General features: G+C 67.9%; 16 protein-coding genes. 15 read left to right on the top strand and 1 reads right to left on the bottom strand.

Features of this window, described 5'->3' with window-relative positions; genetic code table 11:
• Positions 1-168: 168 nt before the first annotated feature.
• Complete coding sequence (acnA, locus tag ACE2AC_RS00740; RefSeq protein WP_375690230.1) at positions 169-2916, bottom strand: aconitate hydratase AcnA; 2748 nt, start codon at positions 2914-2916, stop codon at positions 169-171.
• A 373-nt stretch (positions 2917-3289) separates the two neighbouring features.
• Between acnA and fabF the strand changes: the two genes are divergently transcribed.
• The 15 genes from fabF to ACE2AC_RS00815 all read left to right on the top strand — a co-directional run bounded on the left by fabF (position 3290) and on the right by ACE2AC_RS00815 (position 13940).
• On the top strand, positions 3290-4549 hold the full coding sequence (gene fabF, locus ACE2AC_RS00745) for a beta-ketoacyl-ACP synthase II (RefSeq protein ID WP_375690231.1): 1260 nt from the start codon (positions 3290-3292) through the stop codon (positions 4547-4549).
• Positions 4550-5710, top strand: coding sequence for an endolytic transglycosylase MltG (mltG, locus tag ACE2AC_RS00750; protein ID WP_375690232.1), 1161 nt, complete (start codon positions 4550-4552; stop codon positions 5708-5710).
• 212 nt (positions 5711-5922) lie between these two features.
• Positions 5923-6255: a hypothetical protein gene (locus ACE2AC_RS00755; RefSeq protein ID WP_375690233.1), complete on the top strand. Its 333-nt coding sequence runs from the start codon at positions 5923-5925 to the stop codon at positions 6253-6255.
• Positions 6146-7546: a DNA-packaging protein gene (locus ACE2AC_RS00760; protein ID WP_375690234.1), complete on the top strand. Its 1401-nt coding sequence runs from the start codon at positions 6146-6148 to the stop codon at positions 7544-7546. Before ACE2AC_RS00755 ends, ACE2AC_RS00760 begins: the two co-directional genes overlap by 110 nt.
• Positions 7547-7686: 140 nt before the next feature.
• Positions 7687-8862 (top strand): phage portal protein, encoded by a 1176-nt coding sequence (locus ACE2AC_RS00765; RefSeq protein WP_375690235.1) that lies wholly within the window; start codon positions 7687-7689, stop codon positions 8860-8862.
• Entirely contained in the window at positions 8855-9094 is a 240-nt protein-coding gene (locus ACE2AC_RS00770; RefSeq protein WP_375690236.1) for a hypothetical protein, read from the top strand. The genes ACE2AC_RS00765 and ACE2AC_RS00770 overlap by 8 nt, the downstream gene beginning before the upstream one ends.
• Before the next feature lie 11 nt (positions 9095-9105).
• On the top strand, positions 9106-9642 hold the full coding sequence (locus tag ACE2AC_RS00775) for an HK97 family phage prohead protease (protein ID WP_375690237.1): 537 nt from the start codon (positions 9106-9108) through the stop codon (positions 9640-9642).
• Positions 9643-9678: 36 nt separating this feature from the next.
• Positions 9679-10866 carry a phage major capsid protein gene (locus ACE2AC_RS00780; protein WP_375690238.1) on the top strand — a complete coding sequence of 396 codons (1188 nt, stop codon included), beginning with the start codon at positions 9679-9681 and terminating at the stop codon, positions 10864-10866.
• 141 nt (positions 10867-11007) lie between these two features.
• A complete protein-coding gene (locus ACE2AC_RS00785) occupies positions 11008-11598 on the top strand; it encodes a head-tail connector protein (protein ID WP_375690239.1) in 591 nt (196 codons plus the stop codon).
• Complete coding sequence (locus ACE2AC_RS00790; protein WP_375690240.1) at positions 11595-11930, top strand: head-tail adaptor protein; 336 nt, start codon at positions 11595-11597, stop codon at positions 11928-11930. The genes ACE2AC_RS00785 and ACE2AC_RS00790 overlap by 4 nt, the downstream gene beginning before the upstream one ends.
• Positions 11927-12337 carry a DUF3168 domain-containing protein gene (locus ACE2AC_RS00795; protein ID WP_375690241.1) on the top strand — a complete coding sequence of 137 codons (411 nt, stop codon included), beginning with the start codon at positions 11927-11929 and terminating at the stop codon, positions 12335-12337. Before ACE2AC_RS00790 ends, ACE2AC_RS00795 begins: the two co-directional genes overlap by 4 nt.
• Before the next feature lie 20 nt (positions 12338-12357).
• A complete protein-coding gene (locus ACE2AC_RS00800) occupies positions 12358-12771 on the top strand; it encodes a phage major tail protein, TP901-1 family (RefSeq protein ID WP_375690242.1) in 414 nt (137 codons plus the stop codon).
• Positions 12771-13094, top strand: coding sequence for a gene transfer agent family protein (locus tag ACE2AC_RS00805; RefSeq protein ID WP_375690243.1), 324 nt, complete (start codon positions 12771-12773; stop codon positions 13092-13094). The genes ACE2AC_RS00800 and ACE2AC_RS00805 overlap by 1 nt, the downstream gene beginning before the upstream one ends.
• A complete protein-coding gene (locus ACE2AC_RS00810) occupies positions 13091-13288 on the top strand; it encodes a rcc01693 family protein (RefSeq protein ID WP_375690244.1) in 198 nt (65 codons plus the stop codon). The genes ACE2AC_RS00805 and ACE2AC_RS00810 overlap by 4 nt, the downstream gene beginning before the upstream one ends.
• Positions 13281-13940, top strand: coding sequence for a phage tail tape measure protein (locus tag ACE2AC_RS00815; protein WP_375690245.1), 660 nt, complete (start codon positions 13281-13283; stop codon positions 13938-13940). Before ACE2AC_RS00810 ends, ACE2AC_RS00815 begins: the two co-directional genes overlap by 8 nt.
• Positions 13941-13944 lie beyond the last annotated feature (4 nt).

The following is a 13944-nucleotide window of genomic DNA, read 5'->3' on the forward strand; positions in this document are numbered from 1 at the left end:
TCCCGGCACCCCAGAACCTGTGGCACATCACGGGTTTGTCAAACGCGGCACAGGCGTCCGTCACCGGGCGGGTCGCGGTTTGATGTTGGTTACTGATCAGTGGCGGTGCCAATGAAAGGAAAAGGGCGCCCCGTGGGACGCCCTTTGCGATGTCGCGTTTCGAACGGCTCAGCTCTTGGCCAGGTTGCGCAGCACGTAGTGCAGCACGCCACCGTTCTCGACGTATTCCTTTTCGATCGCCGTATCGATCCGGCACTTCAGCGTGATCTCTTTCGAGGTGCCGTCGCCGTAGGTGATCGTGCAGGGCACTTCGGAGAGCGGCTTGAGGTCGCCTTCGAGGCCGTGGATCGACACCGTCTCGTCGCCCTTGAGGCCCAGGGACTTCCGGGTGTCGCCGCCGGTGAACTCGAACGGGATGACGCCCATTCCGACGAGGTTCGAGCGGTGGATGCGCTCGAAGTTCTCGGCGATGACCGCCTTGACGCCCAGGAGCGCGGTGCCCTTGGCCGCCCAGTCACGGGACGAACCCGCGCCGTATTGTTCGCCGCCGAAGATCACGAGCGGAACGCCCTTGTCCTGCCACGCCATCGAGGCGTCGTAGATCGAGGTCTGTTCGCCCGCGGGCGACAGGGTGTAGCCGCCTTCGACGCCATCCAGCATCTCGTTCTTGATGCGGATGTTGGCGAAGGTGCCGCGCATCATGACCTCGTGGTTGCCGCGACGCGAGCCGTAGGAGTTGAACTCCCGCTGGGGCACCTGGCGTTCGATGAGGTACTTGCCGGCCGGGGTGGTGTCCTTGAAGGACCCGGCCGGGGAGATGTGGTCGGTGGTGATCATGTCGCCGAGGATGGCCAGAACGCGGGCGCCCTCGATGTTCTTGATCTCACCGGCATCCGGGCCCATGCCTTGGAAGTAGGGCGGGTTCTGGATGTAGGTCGAGGTCGGCGGCCAGTCGTAGGTTTCGCCGCCGGACACGTCCACGCCCTGCCATTTCTCGTCGCCCTTGAAGACGTCGGCGTACTTCGACTGGAACGCCTCGCGGGTGACGACCTTTTCGACCAGCTCGCGGATTTCCTCGTCCGAGGGCCAGATGTCCTTGAGGTAGACGTCCTTGCCGTCCGGCGTCTGCGCGATCGGCGAATTGGCCATGTCGACGTTCATGTCACCCGACAGCGCATAGGCCACGACCAGCGGCGGGGAGGCCAGGTAGTTGGCGCGGACATCGGGGCTGATCCGGCCTTCGAAGTTCCGGTTGCCCGACAGCACGGCGGTCGCGATCAGGTCGTTGTCGTTGATCGACTTGGAGATCTCCGGCTGGAGCGGGCCCGAATTGCCGATGCAGGTCGTGCAGCCGTAACCGACGAGGTTGAAGCCGACCGCGTCGAGGTCTTCCTGCAGGCCTGCGGCCTCGAGGTACTCCGTCACCACCTGCGAGCCGGGGGCGAGCGAGGTCTTGACCCAGGGCTTGCGGTTCAGGCCGAGCGCGCGGGCTTTCCGCGCCACGAGGCCCGCGCCGATCAGCACGTAGGGGTTCGACGTGTTGGTGCAGGAGGTAATCGAGGCGATCACGACCGAGCCGTCGTTCAGTTCGTAGTCCTCGCCCTCGACCCTGGCGGTCTTGATCGGCGACTTGGCCAGCACCGGGGTCGGGCCTTCGGCGGCCATGTCCTGTGCGTCTTCCGAGATGTCGATGCCGCGGAAGTCGGCCACGACGGTCTTGAAAGCGTCAGCGGCGGCTGTCAGGGCCAGGTAGTCTTGCGGGCGTTTCGGGCCCGAGATCGCCGGCACGATGGTGCCCATGTCGAGGTGCAGGGTCGAGGTGTAGATCGGGTCGTAGCCCGCGTCACGCCAGAAGCCGTTTTCCTTGGCGTAGGCTTCGACCAGCGCGATCCGGTCCTCGTCCCGGCCGGTCTGGCGCAGGTAGCGGAGGGTTTCGTCGTCGATCGGGAAGAAGCCGCAGGTGGCGCCGTATTCGGGGGCCATGTTGGCGATCGTGGCGCGCTGTGCCAGCGGCAGCTTGTCGAGGCCTTCGCCGTAGAATTCGACGAACTTGTTCACCACGCCATGCTTGCGGAGCATCTCAACGACCTTCAGCACGAGGTCGGTGCCGGTGGTGCCTTCGACCATCTCGCCGGTCAGCTTGAAGCCGACGACCTCGGGGATCAGCATCGAGATCGGCTGGCCGAGCATGGCGGCTTCGGCCTCGATCCCGCCGACGCCCCAGCCGAGAACGGCGGCGCCGTTCACCATGGTGGTGTGGCTGTCGGTGCCGACGAGGGTGTCGGGGTAGGCGACTTCCTCACCGTTCTGGTCCTTGTCGGTCCAGACGGTCTGGGCGAGGTATTCGAGGTTCACCTGGTGGCAGATGCCGGTGCCCGGCGGAACCACGCGGAAGTTGTCGAACGCGGTCTGGCCCCACTTGAGGAAGGTGTAGCGCTCCATGTTGCGCTCGTACTCGCGATCCACGTTCATCTGGAAGGCGCGCGGGTTGCCGAATTCGTCGATCATCACCGAGTGGTCGATCACGAGGTCGACGGGCACCAGCGGGTTGATCTTTTTCGCGTCGCCGCCGAGGCCGACGATGCCGTCACGCATCGCGGCGAGGTCGACGACGGCCGGAACGCCGGTGAAGTCCTGCATCAGCACGCGTGCCGGGCGATAGGCGATCTCGACGGGGTTCTGGCCGCCCTTCTTGCCCCAGTCGGAGAATGCCTTGATGTCGTCGACCGAGACGGTCTTGCCATCTTCGAAACGCAGCATGTTTTCGAGCACGACCTTCAGAGCGGCCGGCAGGTTCGAGAAATCGCCAAGGCCGGCCTCTTGGGCGGCGGCGATGGAGTAGTAGGCAAAGCTCTTGCCACCAACAGACAGCGTTTTGCGTGTCTTGGAGGTGTCTTGTCCGACTTGGATGGGCATGGAGTGGCCTCCCTTTCGTAAGGAACAGGGGTTGTCGCTGGCCCGCTTCTGCCCCTTTTCGCGCGGCCGATCAAGGGGGCAGGCGGAGCTTTGCATACATTTGCATACAAAATTTGCCGCGGAATGTGCCGCCGCACCCGCGATCTGTGCGAAAGGCGCAGGACTGATACAGTTGAACCCTAACATGACGGGGGCGTGAAGGCCCGCACGGCACGGAGGATTCGCGCCGCTTGGCGCGCGGAATGGCCGGATTCGGCCCGGAAAGGCGCGATGCGGCCGGTCGGGGGCGGGTTTCGGCGCCTCCCCGCTCTTGCCCCTGCGGGCCAAGGCGGGGTAAGGACGGTTTCGGAAAAATACCGGGGAGAGGCAGCCCATGCGTCGAGTTGTGGTTACGGGACTGGGAATGGTCACGCCCTTGGCCTGCGGGGTCGAGGAAAGCTGGTCGCGGCTGTTGGCCGGACAGTCGGGGGCGGGCACGATCACCCGGTTCGACGCCAGTCACCTGGCGACCGACTATGCCTGCGAACTGCCGTTCGGCGATGGCAGTGACGGCACCTTCAACCCCGATGACTGGATGGAGCCGAAGGAGCGTCGCAAGGTCGATGACTTCATCCTCTACGGCATGGCGGCCGCCGACCAGGCGGTGCGGGACGCGGGCATCGCGGACCTGCCGGAAGAGGTCAAGCTGCGCACCGGCGTGACCATCGGGTCAGGCATCGGTGGCCTGAACTCGATCGCGGAAACCGCCGTCCTGATCAAGGAACGCGGACCCCGGCGCGTGTCGCCGTTCTTCATCCCCGGCGCGCTGATCAACCTGATCTCGGGCCAGGCGCAGATCCGGTACGGCTTCAAGGGACCGAACCACGCGGTCGTCACCGCCTGTTCGACCGGCGCGCATGCCATCGGCGACGCGGCGCGGATGATCCAGTGGGGCGATGCCGACATCATGCTGGCGGGCGGGGCCGAGGCCTCGATCAGCGAGATCGGGATCGCGGGCTTCAACGCCTGCAAGGCACTGTCGACCAAGCGCAAGGACGACCCGACCAAGGCCAGCCGTCCCTATGACGCGGACCGTGACGGGTTCGTCATGGGTGAAGGCGCGGGCGTGGTCGTGCTCGAGGAATACGAGCACGCGGTGGCCCGTGGCGCCAAGATCTACGGCGAGTACCTGGGCTACGGCATGTCGGGCGACGCCTATCACATCACCGCGCCGTCCGAGGATGGCGACGGGGCGTTCCGTTCGATGACCGCGGCGCTGGACCGAGCGGGGATCAAGCCGTCCGAGATCGACTACATCAACGCGCATGGCACCTCGACCATGGCCGACGTGATCGAACTGGGCGCGGTGGAGCGCTTGCTGGGCGACGCGGCGTCGCAGGCCACGATGTCCTCGACCAAGTCGGCGACCGGGCACCTGCTGGGCGCGGCGGGCGCGATCGAGGCGATCTTCTCGATCCTTGCGATCCGTGACCAGGTGGCACCGCCGACCATCAACCTCGACAACCCTGCCGTCGAGACGCCGATCGACCTCGCGCCGAACAAGAAGGTCGAGCGCAAGATCGACGTGGCGCTGTCGAACTCCTTCGGCTTCGGCGGGACCAACGCGAGCCTCGTGTTCGGGAAGGTGCGGTAAATGTGGCGGTCCGTCGCCTCGAATGCCCTGACCCTGATGATCGTCGCCATCTTCCTGCTGGGAGGGGTGATCCTGTGGGGCCAGAACGAATACCGGAGCGAGGGGCCGCTCGAGGAGGCGATCTGCCTGCGGGTGCCGAGCGGGTCCACCATGTCCCGGGTCAGCCATGACCTCGAGGACCAGGGCGCCATTTCGAGCGGGCGGCTGTTCCGGGTCGGTGCGGACTATTCCGACAAGTCGAGCCAGTTGAAGGCCGGCAGCTTCCTCGTCCCCGAGGGTGCGTCGATGGAAGAGATCATCGACCTGATCACCCGCGGCGGCGCCAGCACCTGCGGGACCGAGGTGGTCTATCGCATCGGCGTGACCCAGTCCGAGGTCGAGGTGCGCGAGCTGGACCCCGCCACCAACGCCTTTGTCGAAACGGTGGAGTTCGACCCGGTCGAGGTGGGCGACAGCCTGCCCGCGGAATACACCAAGGTCGTGGACGAGGCCGACACCCGCTACCGCGTGGCCGTCGCCGAGGGCGTGACAAGCTGGCAGGTCGTCGACGCGCTGAGCCGGTTCGACGTGATGACCGGCGAGGTGTCGGAGGTTCCGCCCGAGGGGATGCTGGCCCCCGACAGCTATGAGATCCGCAAGGGTGCAGACCGGGCCGAACTGCTGGCGCGGATGCAGGCCGCGCAGGAGACGCTGCTGGCCGCCGCCTGGGAAAGCCGGGCCCCGGACCTCGCGATCTCGACCCCGGAAGAGGCGCTGATCCTGGCCTCGATCATCGAGAAGGAAACCGGCATTCCCGACGAGCGCGGGCAGGTGGCGAGCGTCTTTTCGAACCGGCTGGACCAGGGCATGCGGCTGCAGACCGACCCGACGGTGATCTACGGCATCACCAACGGGCAAGGCGTGCTGGGGCGTGGGCTACGGCAGAGCGAGCTGCGCCGCGAGACGCCCTACAACACATATGTCATCAACGGCCTGCCGCCGACCCCGATCGCCAACCCGGGGCGCGCGAGCCTCGAGGCGGCGGTGAACCCGCCGGCGACGGATTTCCTGTTCTTCGTGGCCGACGGTTCGGGCGGGCATGCCTTTTCGCGCACGCTGGAAGAGCACAACGCCAACGTCGCCAAGTGGCGCAAGATCGAGGCCGAGCGGATCAACCAGTGATCCTCTCGGCGCGGTCGAAAGTGAAGAAAACGTATATGGAACGGGCGCTTGAGGGCGACCGTTAACCTTTGATTTCTTGACTTTCGGCACGGTCCGGCGTATCAACACGGCCAAGCTGGAGGAATTGGGCAAACGGCCCCGGGGTTCGTACCCCGAGGCCGTTTTTTCGTTCCGTCGCGCGGGGGATCCACCAGCGCAAGGGGGCGCATCATATGACGGCGGATCACACCGACACGGAAGAAAGATGGCTGGCACGGGAGCTGGAGATCATCGCGCTGCAGATCGGCGACCTGAAGGAGGAGATGCTCCGCCTTCAGGCGCGGGCGCGGGACGGGGACATCTCGGCGGTGAAGGAGGCGCAGAAGACCGTATTGGACGTGCGCCAGTTCCTGAACCGCGCTGCGGAAACGGAGGAGAAGCTTGCAGAGATCAGACATGGAAAACCGGGTGGAGACGGAGGGCAGTTCGCCCTCGACCTCGACGGGGCCCGGGCTTCGATCCGGTGCCGCCTGGATCGCCTGCGCAGATGTTGCGGTGCAGGATGAGTTCCTGGACGGATTGGAAGAGGGAGAGCTCATGGCTCTCCCTTTCCTGTTCGAGTTCTGGGCGATGGAGCACCAGCTGCCACCCGAAGGCGACTGGCGGGCCTGGGTGATCCTGGGCGGGCGCGGCGCGGGCAAAACACGCGCCGGGGCCGAATGGGTGCGGGCGCAGGTCGAAGGCGCGCGGCCCGGCGATCCCGGGCGATGCCGGCGCGTGGCGCTGGTGGCCGAGACGATCGAACAGGCACGTGACGTGATGGTGTTTGGCGACAGCGGGATCATGGCCTGTTCGCCCCCCGACCGCCGGCCGGCGTGGGAGGCGGTCAAGAAGCGCCTCGTCTGGCCCAACGGCGCCGAGGCGCGGCTGTTTTCGGCGCATGATCCCGAAAGCCTGCGGGGGCCCCAGTTCGATTGTGCCTGGGCCGACGAGCTTGCGAAATGGCGGCGCGGGCAGGATGCCTGGGACATGCTGCAGTTCTCCCTTCGGTTGGGAGAGGACCCGCGGATCTGCGTGACCACGACACCACGAAACGTGCGGGTGCTGAAGACGCTGCTCGACAGCCCCTCGTCCGTGACCACGACCGCGCCGACCGAGGCGAACCGGGCGAACCTGGCCGACAGTTTCTTGGCCGAGGTGAAGGCGCGCTACGAGGGCACGCGGCTGGGGCGGCAGGAACTGGACGGGCTGCTCCTGGAGGATGTCGAGGGGGCGCTATGGTCCGCCTCGGCGCTGGAGCGGGCTTGCGTGGACATCCTGCCGGAGCTGGACCGCGTGGTCGTGGCGGTCGATCCGCCGGTGACGGGCCATGCGGGTTCCGACGCCTGCGGCATCGTGGTGGCGGGCGTCACCATGCGCGGCGAGGTGCGGAACTGGCGGGCCTACGTGATCGAGGACGCGAGCGTTTCGGCCGCCAGCCCGTCGCAATGGGCCGAGGCCGCGATTGCCGCGATGCACCGGCACGGGGCCGAAAGACTGGTGGCCGAGGTCAACCAGGGCGGCGACCTGGTGGAGAGCGTGATCCGTCAGGTCGATCCGCTGGTGCCGTTCCGCAAGGTGCATGCGGCGCGGGGCAAGGCGGCGCGGGCGGAACCGGTCGCGGCCCTTTACGAGCAGGGGCGGGTGTTCCACCTGCGCGGGCTCGGCAAGCTCGAGGAGCAAATGTGCGCGATGGCGACCTCGGGCTACCAGGGCAAGGGGTCGCCAGACCGGCTGGATGCGCTTGTCTGGGCGCTGCACGAGCTGATGATCGTGCCGGGCGGCAACTGGATGCGGCCGCAGGTGCGGGCGCTCTGAGGGGCACCGAACGGTGTGCAGGGACGCCCTTAACTCTTCACGAAGATAACTCCCCCCGACGCTGCCCAAGGAGACGGGCCGCGTGACGGAGGGATGGCGCGAGGGCTTCGGCCCTCGCCCAAACTGGAACGGAGAGGCGGATGGGTGTGATCGACTATTTCCGGCGGGCCGAGGCAGCGGCACCCGAGGCAAAGGCCAGCGCGACCGGCAAGGTCGTGGCGTGGCAGACCTCGGGCCGGGTGGCCTGGAGCCCACGGGACACCGCGACGCTGGCCCGCACCGGGTTCGCCGGCAACCCGGTCGGGTTCCGCGCGGTGAAGATGATCGCCGAAGCCGCCGCCGCCCTGCCGCTGGTGCTGCAGGACGGGACCAAGCGCTACGACATGCACCCGGTGCTGGACCTCGTCCGCGTGCCAAACCCGGCACAGGGACGGGCGGAGCTGTTCGAGGCGTTCTATGGCCAGCTTCTGCTGACCGGGAATGGGTATCTCGAGGCGGTGGCACCGGAAGAGGGCGCGCCGGTGGAGTTGCATGTGCTGCGGTCGGACCGGATGAACCTGGTGCCCGGCGCGGACGGCTGGCCTGTGGCCTATGAATACAGCGTCGGCGGGCGCAAGCACCGCTTCGACGTGAGCGGAGCGCGGCCGCCGGTCTGCCACGTGAAGTCGTTCCACCCGCAGGACGACCACTACGGCCTCAGCCCGCTTCAGGCGGCGGCGCAGGCGGTGGATGTGCACAACAGCGCCTCGCGCTGGTCGAAGGCGCTGCTGGACAATGCGGCGCGGCCTTCGGGGGCCATCGTCTATCGCGGGGCAGAGGGGCAGGGCGTGATGTCGTCGGACCAGTACGACCGGCTGGTGGCCGAGATGGAGAGCCATCACCAGGGCGCGCGGAACGCCGGGCGGCCGATGCTGTTGGAGGGTGGACTGGACTGGAAACCGATGGGGTTTTCGCCCTCGGACATGGAGTTCCAGAAGACCAAGGAAGCAGCGGCACGGGAGATCGCGCTGGCCTTCGGGGTGCCGCCGATGCTGATGGGGATCCCGGGCGAGGCGACCTATGCGAACTACCAGGAGGCGCACCGGGCGTTCTATCGCCTGACGGTGCTGCCGCTGGCGAGCCGGGTGACGGCGCGGGTGGCCGAATGGCTGTCCGGGTTCGTGGGCGAGCGGCTGGAGCTGAAGCCCGACCTCGATCAGGTGCCGGCGCTGGCGGCCGAACGGGATGCGCAGTGGAGCCGGGTGTCGGCGGCGGATTTCCTGTCGAAGCGGGAGAAGCGGGTTTTGCTGGGATTGCCGGTCGAGGCCGATGAGTGAGCTTCGCGCCCCAAGAGATTGGGATGAAGCGCTTTTCGAATGCGCGCCGGGGCTGCGGTTGCAGGCACACGAACGGTTGAGCGCCGTGCAGATCGCGGCGCTGGAGCGGCGGGTCGACAAGCTGGAAGAGCTGTTGGAACGGTTGGAGAAACGGCTGTGGCTGACGGTCTACGGCGTGGTCGGGGTGATCCTGGCGCAGGCGTTGCAGTCGATCGTGACACAGGTGCCGTGAAGGGGAACGGGATGGAACTGGAACGGAAATACTGCGCGGCCGGCCAGGCACTGACGGTGCGCGACGGGCATGTGATCGAGGGCTATGCCTCGCTCTTCGGCGAGGCGGACCAGGGCGGCGACATGGTGCAGCGCGGGGCCTATGCGGCATCGCTGGCCAAGCTGGGGCGCGAGGGGCGTTGCGTGAAGATGCTGTGGCAGCACGATCCGGCGCAGCCCATCGGGGTCTGGGACGAGGTGCGCGAGGACGGGCGCGGTCTGTTCGTGAAGGGCCGGGTGCTGGAGAGCGTGGCGAAGGGGCGCGAGGCGATTGCGTTGCTGTCCGCGGGGGCGATCGACGGGTTGTCGATCGGCTACCGCACCCTGCGCGCGGTGAAGGATGACGGGGGCCAGCGGCTCCTGACGGAACTGGAGCTTTGGGAAGTGTCGCTGGTGACCTTCCCGATGCTGCCCAGTGCGCGGGTGGCCGCGAAGGGAGACGATCCCGGCGCGGAGATCTGGCGCGAGCTGGCGGCGGGGCTGCGTGCCCTGCGGCAGGACGCGGGCTGAAAGGCCCCACAGGCAACCCATCGAGGGGACAATTCGATGACGTCAACCGAGAGCGCGTCTCGGACCGGGGAAGGTTTGTCCCCGGAGACCGGCGCGAAGGCCGCAGTGGCCGAGTTCATTCGGGAGTTCAAGGGCTTCCGGGACGATATTTCCAAACGACTCGAAGAACAGGAAAGCCGCATGACCAAGCTTGACCGCACCTCAGTCCGGGCCGCGCGCCCGGCGCTCGCCTCGGCCGCCGAAGGCGAGGCACCGCATCAGAAGGCCTTTGCCGCCTATGTCCGGTCCGGCGAGGACGACGCCCTGCGCGGGTTGGAGTTCGACACCAAGGCGATGAGCACGGCGATGGTCGGTGATGGCGGCTACCTCGTCGATCCCGAAACCTCGGACCGGATCCATTCGGTGCTGTCCGGCGGCGCGTCGATCCGTCAGATCGCCAATGTCGTGACGGTCGAGGCGACGTCCTACGACGTGCTGATCGACACCACCGACGTGGGCTCGGGCTGGACCGGAGAGACGACCGTGTCGGAAACCGGCACGCCGACCATCGACCGGATTTCCATCGAGCTCTTCGAGCTGTCGGCCATGCCGAAGGTGAGCCAGCGGCTGCTGGACGATAGCGCCTTCGACATCGAGGGCTGGCTGGCGGGCCGGATCGCTGACAAGTTCCTGCGGGCCGAGGCCGCGGCCTTTGTCAGCGGCGACGGGTCGGACAAGCCAACCGGCTTCATGACGCACACCAAGGTGGCGAATTCGCTCTGGGCCTGGGATAGCCTGGGGTATGTCACCACGGGCGTGTCGGGCGGCTTCCACAGCACCAATCCCGGCGACGCACTGGTCGACCTGGTCTATGCGCTGGGCGCGCGGTACCGCGCCAACGGCACCTTCGTGATGAACTCCAAGACCGCCGGCGCGCTGCGCAAGATCAAGGATGGCGAGGGACGGTTTATGTGGGCCGACAGCATGCAGGCGGGCGAGCCGTCGCAGCTGATGGGATACCCGGTGCTGATTGTCGAGGACATGCCGGACATCGACACCGACAGCTTTGCGGTGGCCTTCGGCGATTTCTCGGCGGGCTACACCATCGCGGAACGTCCGGACCTACGCGTGCTGCGCGATCCGTTCAGCGCCAAGCCGCATGTGTTGTTCTTCGCCACCAAGCGGGTCGGCGGAGACGTGAGCGACTTCGCCGCGATCAAGCTGCTGAAATTCGGCACCTCCTAAGGGGGCCGGATGGGCCGGGCCGCCCTGCGGCCTGGTCCGGCGCGTGTCACCGACAGGCGTTGTCCAGCTGCTCCCTCCGTCGAGCAACGCGGGTGGCGCGCGTCACCTTGTGCGGGGGGAGCCATCCGCTGAGGGTTCGAGATGCTGACTGAAGACACTGACATTCCGCTCGCCGCGCTGCCGGTCGATGCGTTCAAGACCCACCTGCGGCTGGGGACCGGGTTCGCCGCGTCGAGCGTGCAGGACGAGGTGCTGGAAAGCTTCCTGCGGGCGGCCATCGCGGCGGTCGAGGCGCGCACCGGCAAGGCGCTGATCGCGCGGGAATTCACCTGGCGGATCGCGGCCTGGCGGTCGGATTGCGGGCAGGTGTTCCCGGTCGCGCCGGTGAGCGCCATCGCCGCGATGGCGCGGGTGCAGGCCGACGGGAGCGAGACCGTGATCGATGCGACGGCCTACCGCCTCGTACCCGAACTGCACGCGCCGCGGATCGAGCCCGCCGGGACGATGCTGCCCGCGGTGCCGACGGGCGGGGCCATGCGGATCAGGTTCACGGCGGGGTTCGGCGCGGCATGGGACGACGTGCCCGCCGATCTGCGCCAGGCAGTGCTGATGCTTGCGACGCACTTCTACGAGTTCCGGGGCGAGACGGCACTGGGCGACGGCTGCATGCCCTTCGGGGTGTCCTCGCTTCTGGCGCGGTATCGTCCGATGCGGATCGGGGTGGGGCAATGAGGCCGCGGCTGAACCGCCGCCTGGTGCTCGAGGCGCCGGTGCGGGTGGCGGACGGGGCTGGCGGGTTCACGCAGAGCTGGGCGACGCTTGGCACGCTCTGGGGTGAGGTGCTGCCACGCACCGGGCGCGAACGCGAGGGCGAGGGGCTGCCGCTGGCGCGGGTCGGCTATCGGATCGTGGTGCGCGCGGCGCCGGTCGGTGACGCGGCCCGTCCGCAGCCCGAACAGAGGTTCCGCGACGGCGACCGGGTCTACCCGATCGAGGCGGTGGCCGAGCGTGACGTGACGGGCCTGTACCTGATCTGCTTTGCCCGCGAGGAGGTGCTGGCATGAGCTATGCGGTTTCTGCGGCCTTGCAAAAGGCGGTGTTCCAGGCGCTGACCGGATCGGGGACGCTGGCGGCCCTGGTGGGCAGCGCGATCTTCGATGCGCCGCCGACCGGGGCGGTGCCGACGACCTACGTGTCGCTCGGCCCGGAGGATGCACGCGATTTGTCGGACAAGTCCGGGCGCGGCGCGCGGCACGATTTCACGGTGTCGGTGGTGACCGACGCCTACGGGTTCCAGCAGGCCAAGGACGTGGCCGCGGCAATCTCCGACGCGTTGATGGCGGGGGTGCCCGCGCTCGACCGGGGGCGGGTGATCACGCTGGATTTCCTCAAGGCCAAGGCCCGGCGCGAGGAGGCAGGGCAGGTCCGGCGGATCGACCTGACCTTTCGCGCCCGTGTGCATGACGACTGACCCAGGATTGGAGTGACCAGATGGCGGCCCAGAACGGCAAGGATCTGTTGATCAAGGTGGACATGACCGGCGCCGGTCTGTTCGAGACCCTCGCGGGGCTGCGTGCCACGCGGATTTCCTTCAACGCGGAAAGCGTCGACGTCACCAGCCTGGAAAGCCAGGGCGGCTGGCGCGAGCTGCTGGCGGGAGCGGGCGTGCGGTCGGCCGCGATCAGCGGGGCGGGCGTGTTCCGCGATGCGGCGAGTGACGAGCGGGCGCGGCAGATCTTCTTTGACGGGGAGACGCCGCATTTCCAAGCGATCATCCCCGATTTCGGCGTGGTCGAGGGCGCGTTCCAGGTGACTTCGATTGAGTACGCCGGGGCGCATGACGGCGAGGCGACCTATGAGATGGCGATGGCCTCGGCCGGGGCGCTGACGTTCACGGCGCTCTGATGGCGAACCCCTGGGCAGGAGAGGTCGCGCTGGCGATCGACGGCGAGCGCCGGGTGATGCGGCTGACGCTGGGGGCGCTGGCGGAGCTCGAGGCGGGGCTCGGCACCGATACGCTGGTGGGCCTCGTCGAGCGGTTCGAGGACGGCGGCTATGCGGCGCGGGACGTGATGGCGCTGATCGTCGCGGGCCTGCGCGGCGGCGGCTGGCGCGGTCGGGCGGAGGATCTTCTTTCGGCCGAGATCGAGGGCGGCCCGATGGCAGCGACACGGGCGGCGGCGGAACTGCTGGCGCGGGCCTTCGTGCTGCCGGGAGAGGCCGGGTGAGCGGGTTCGACTGGCCGGTGCTGATGGCGGCGGGGATCCGGGGGCTGCGGCTACGGCCCGAGGAGTTCTGGCGACTCACCCCGGCCGAGTTGCGGCTGATGCTGGGCGAGGACGCGGCGCGCGCACCGCTCAGGCGGGCGGGGCTGGAAGCGCTGCTGGCGGCCTATCCGGACGAGGAGCGGATGGATGGATGAGTTCGACAACCTGGAAGAGCTGAGCGACCGGGCCGAGGCGCTGACGCTGAGCCTGGGAAGCGCGGCCGAGATGACCGCGAGCTTCGACGGCGAGCTGCGGCGGATGCGGGCGGCGATGTCCGAGACCGGCAAGGATGTCGCGACGCTGGAGCGCGGGCTGAGCCGCGGGTTGCGGCGGGCATTTGATGGCGTGGTGTTCGACGGGATGAAGCTGTCGGATGCCCTGAGGACCGTGGCGCAAAGCATGGTGAACACGGCCTATTCCGCCGCGGTGCGGCCGGTGACCGATCACTTCGGCGGGATGATCGCGCAGGGGGTCGGATCGTTTGTCGAGGGCCTGTTGCCGTTCAAGGATGGCGCGCCCTTCAGCCAGGGGCGCGTTGTGCCTTTTGCCAGCGGCGGCATCGTGTCCGGCCCGGTGCGCTTTCCGATGCGGGGCGCCACCGGGTTGATGGGTGAGGCCGGGCCCGAGGCGATCATGCCGTTGTCGCGGGGCGCGGACGGAAAGCTCGGCGTGCGCTCGGACGGCGGGCGGGCGGTGAACGTGGTGATGAACATCCAGACCTCGGACGTCGAGGGCTTCCGCCGGTCGCAGAGCCAGATCGCTGCCCAGATGGGGCGCGCGCTGAGCCGCGGCCAGCGCAACCGCTAGGAGG

This window comes from Pseudooceanicola sp. LIPI14-2-Ac024, from assembly GCF_042188925.1.
Taxonomy (GTDB): Bacteria; Pseudomonadota; Alphaproteobacteria; order Rhodobacterales; family Rhodobacteraceae; genus Pseudooceanicola.

What these genes read in the sequence shown, in the direction of transcription:
- fabF (WP_375690231.1), top strand. Translation starts at nt 3,290, where the DNA reads ATGCGTCGAGTTGTGGTTACGGGACTGGGAATGGTCACGCCCTTGGCC.
- ACE2AC_RS00815 (WP_375690245.1), top strand. Translation starts at nt 13,281, where the DNA reads ATGGATGAGTTCGACAACCTGGAAGAGCTGAGCGACCGGGCCGAGGCG.
- ACE2AC_RS00785 (WP_375690239.1), top strand. Translation starts at nt 11,008, where the DNA reads ATGCTGACTGAAGACACTGACATTCCGCTCGCCGCGCTGCCGGTCGAT.
- ACE2AC_RS00790 (WP_375690240.1), top strand. Translation starts at nt 11,595, where the DNA reads ATGAGGCCGCGGCTGAACCGCCGCCTGGTGCTCGAGGCGCCGGTGCGG.
- ACE2AC_RS00765 (WP_375690235.1), top strand. Translation starts at nt 7,687, where the DNA reads ATGGGTGTGATCGACTATTTCCGGCGGGCCGAGGCAGCGGCACCCGAG.
- acnA (WP_375690230.1), bottom strand. Translation starts at nt 2,916, where the DNA reads ATGCCCATCCAAGTCGGACAAGACACCTCCAAGACACGCAAAACGCTG.
- ACE2AC_RS00800 (WP_375690242.1), top strand. Translation starts at nt 12,358, where the DNA reads ATGGCGGCCCAGAACGGCAAGGATCTGTTGATCAAGGTGGACATGACC.
- ACE2AC_RS00770 (WP_375690236.1), top strand. Translation starts at nt 8,855, where the DNA reads ATGAGTGAGCTTCGCGCCCCAAGAGATTGGGATGAAGCGCTTTTCGAA.
- ACE2AC_RS00795 (WP_375690241.1), top strand. Translation starts at nt 11,927, where the DNA reads ATGAGCTATGCGGTTTCTGCGGCCTTGCAAAAGGCGGTGTTCCAGGCG.
- ACE2AC_RS00775 (WP_375690237.1), top strand. Translation starts at nt 9,106, where the DNA reads ATGGAACTGGAACGGAAATACTGCGCGGCCGGCCAGGCACTGACGGTG.
- mltG (WP_375690232.1), top strand. Translation starts at nt 4,550, where the DNA reads ATGTGGCGGTCCGTCGCCTCGAATGCCCTGACCCTGATGATCGTCGCC.
- ACE2AC_RS00760 (WP_375690234.1), top strand. Translation starts at nt 6,146, where the DNA reads ATGGAAAACCGGGTGGAGACGGAGGGCAGTTCGCCCTCGACCTCGACG.
- ACE2AC_RS00805 (WP_375690243.1), top strand. Translation starts at nt 12,771, where the DNA reads ATGGCGAACCCCTGGGCAGGAGAGGTCGCGCTGGCGATCGACGGCGAG.
- ACE2AC_RS00780 (WP_375690238.1), top strand. Translation starts at nt 9,679, where the DNA reads ATGACGTCAACCGAGAGCGCGTCTCGGACCGGGGAAGGTTTGTCCCCG.
- ACE2AC_RS00755 (WP_375690233.1), top strand. Translation starts at nt 5,923, where the DNA reads ATGACGGCGGATCACACCGACACGGAAGAAAGATGGCTGGCACGGGAG.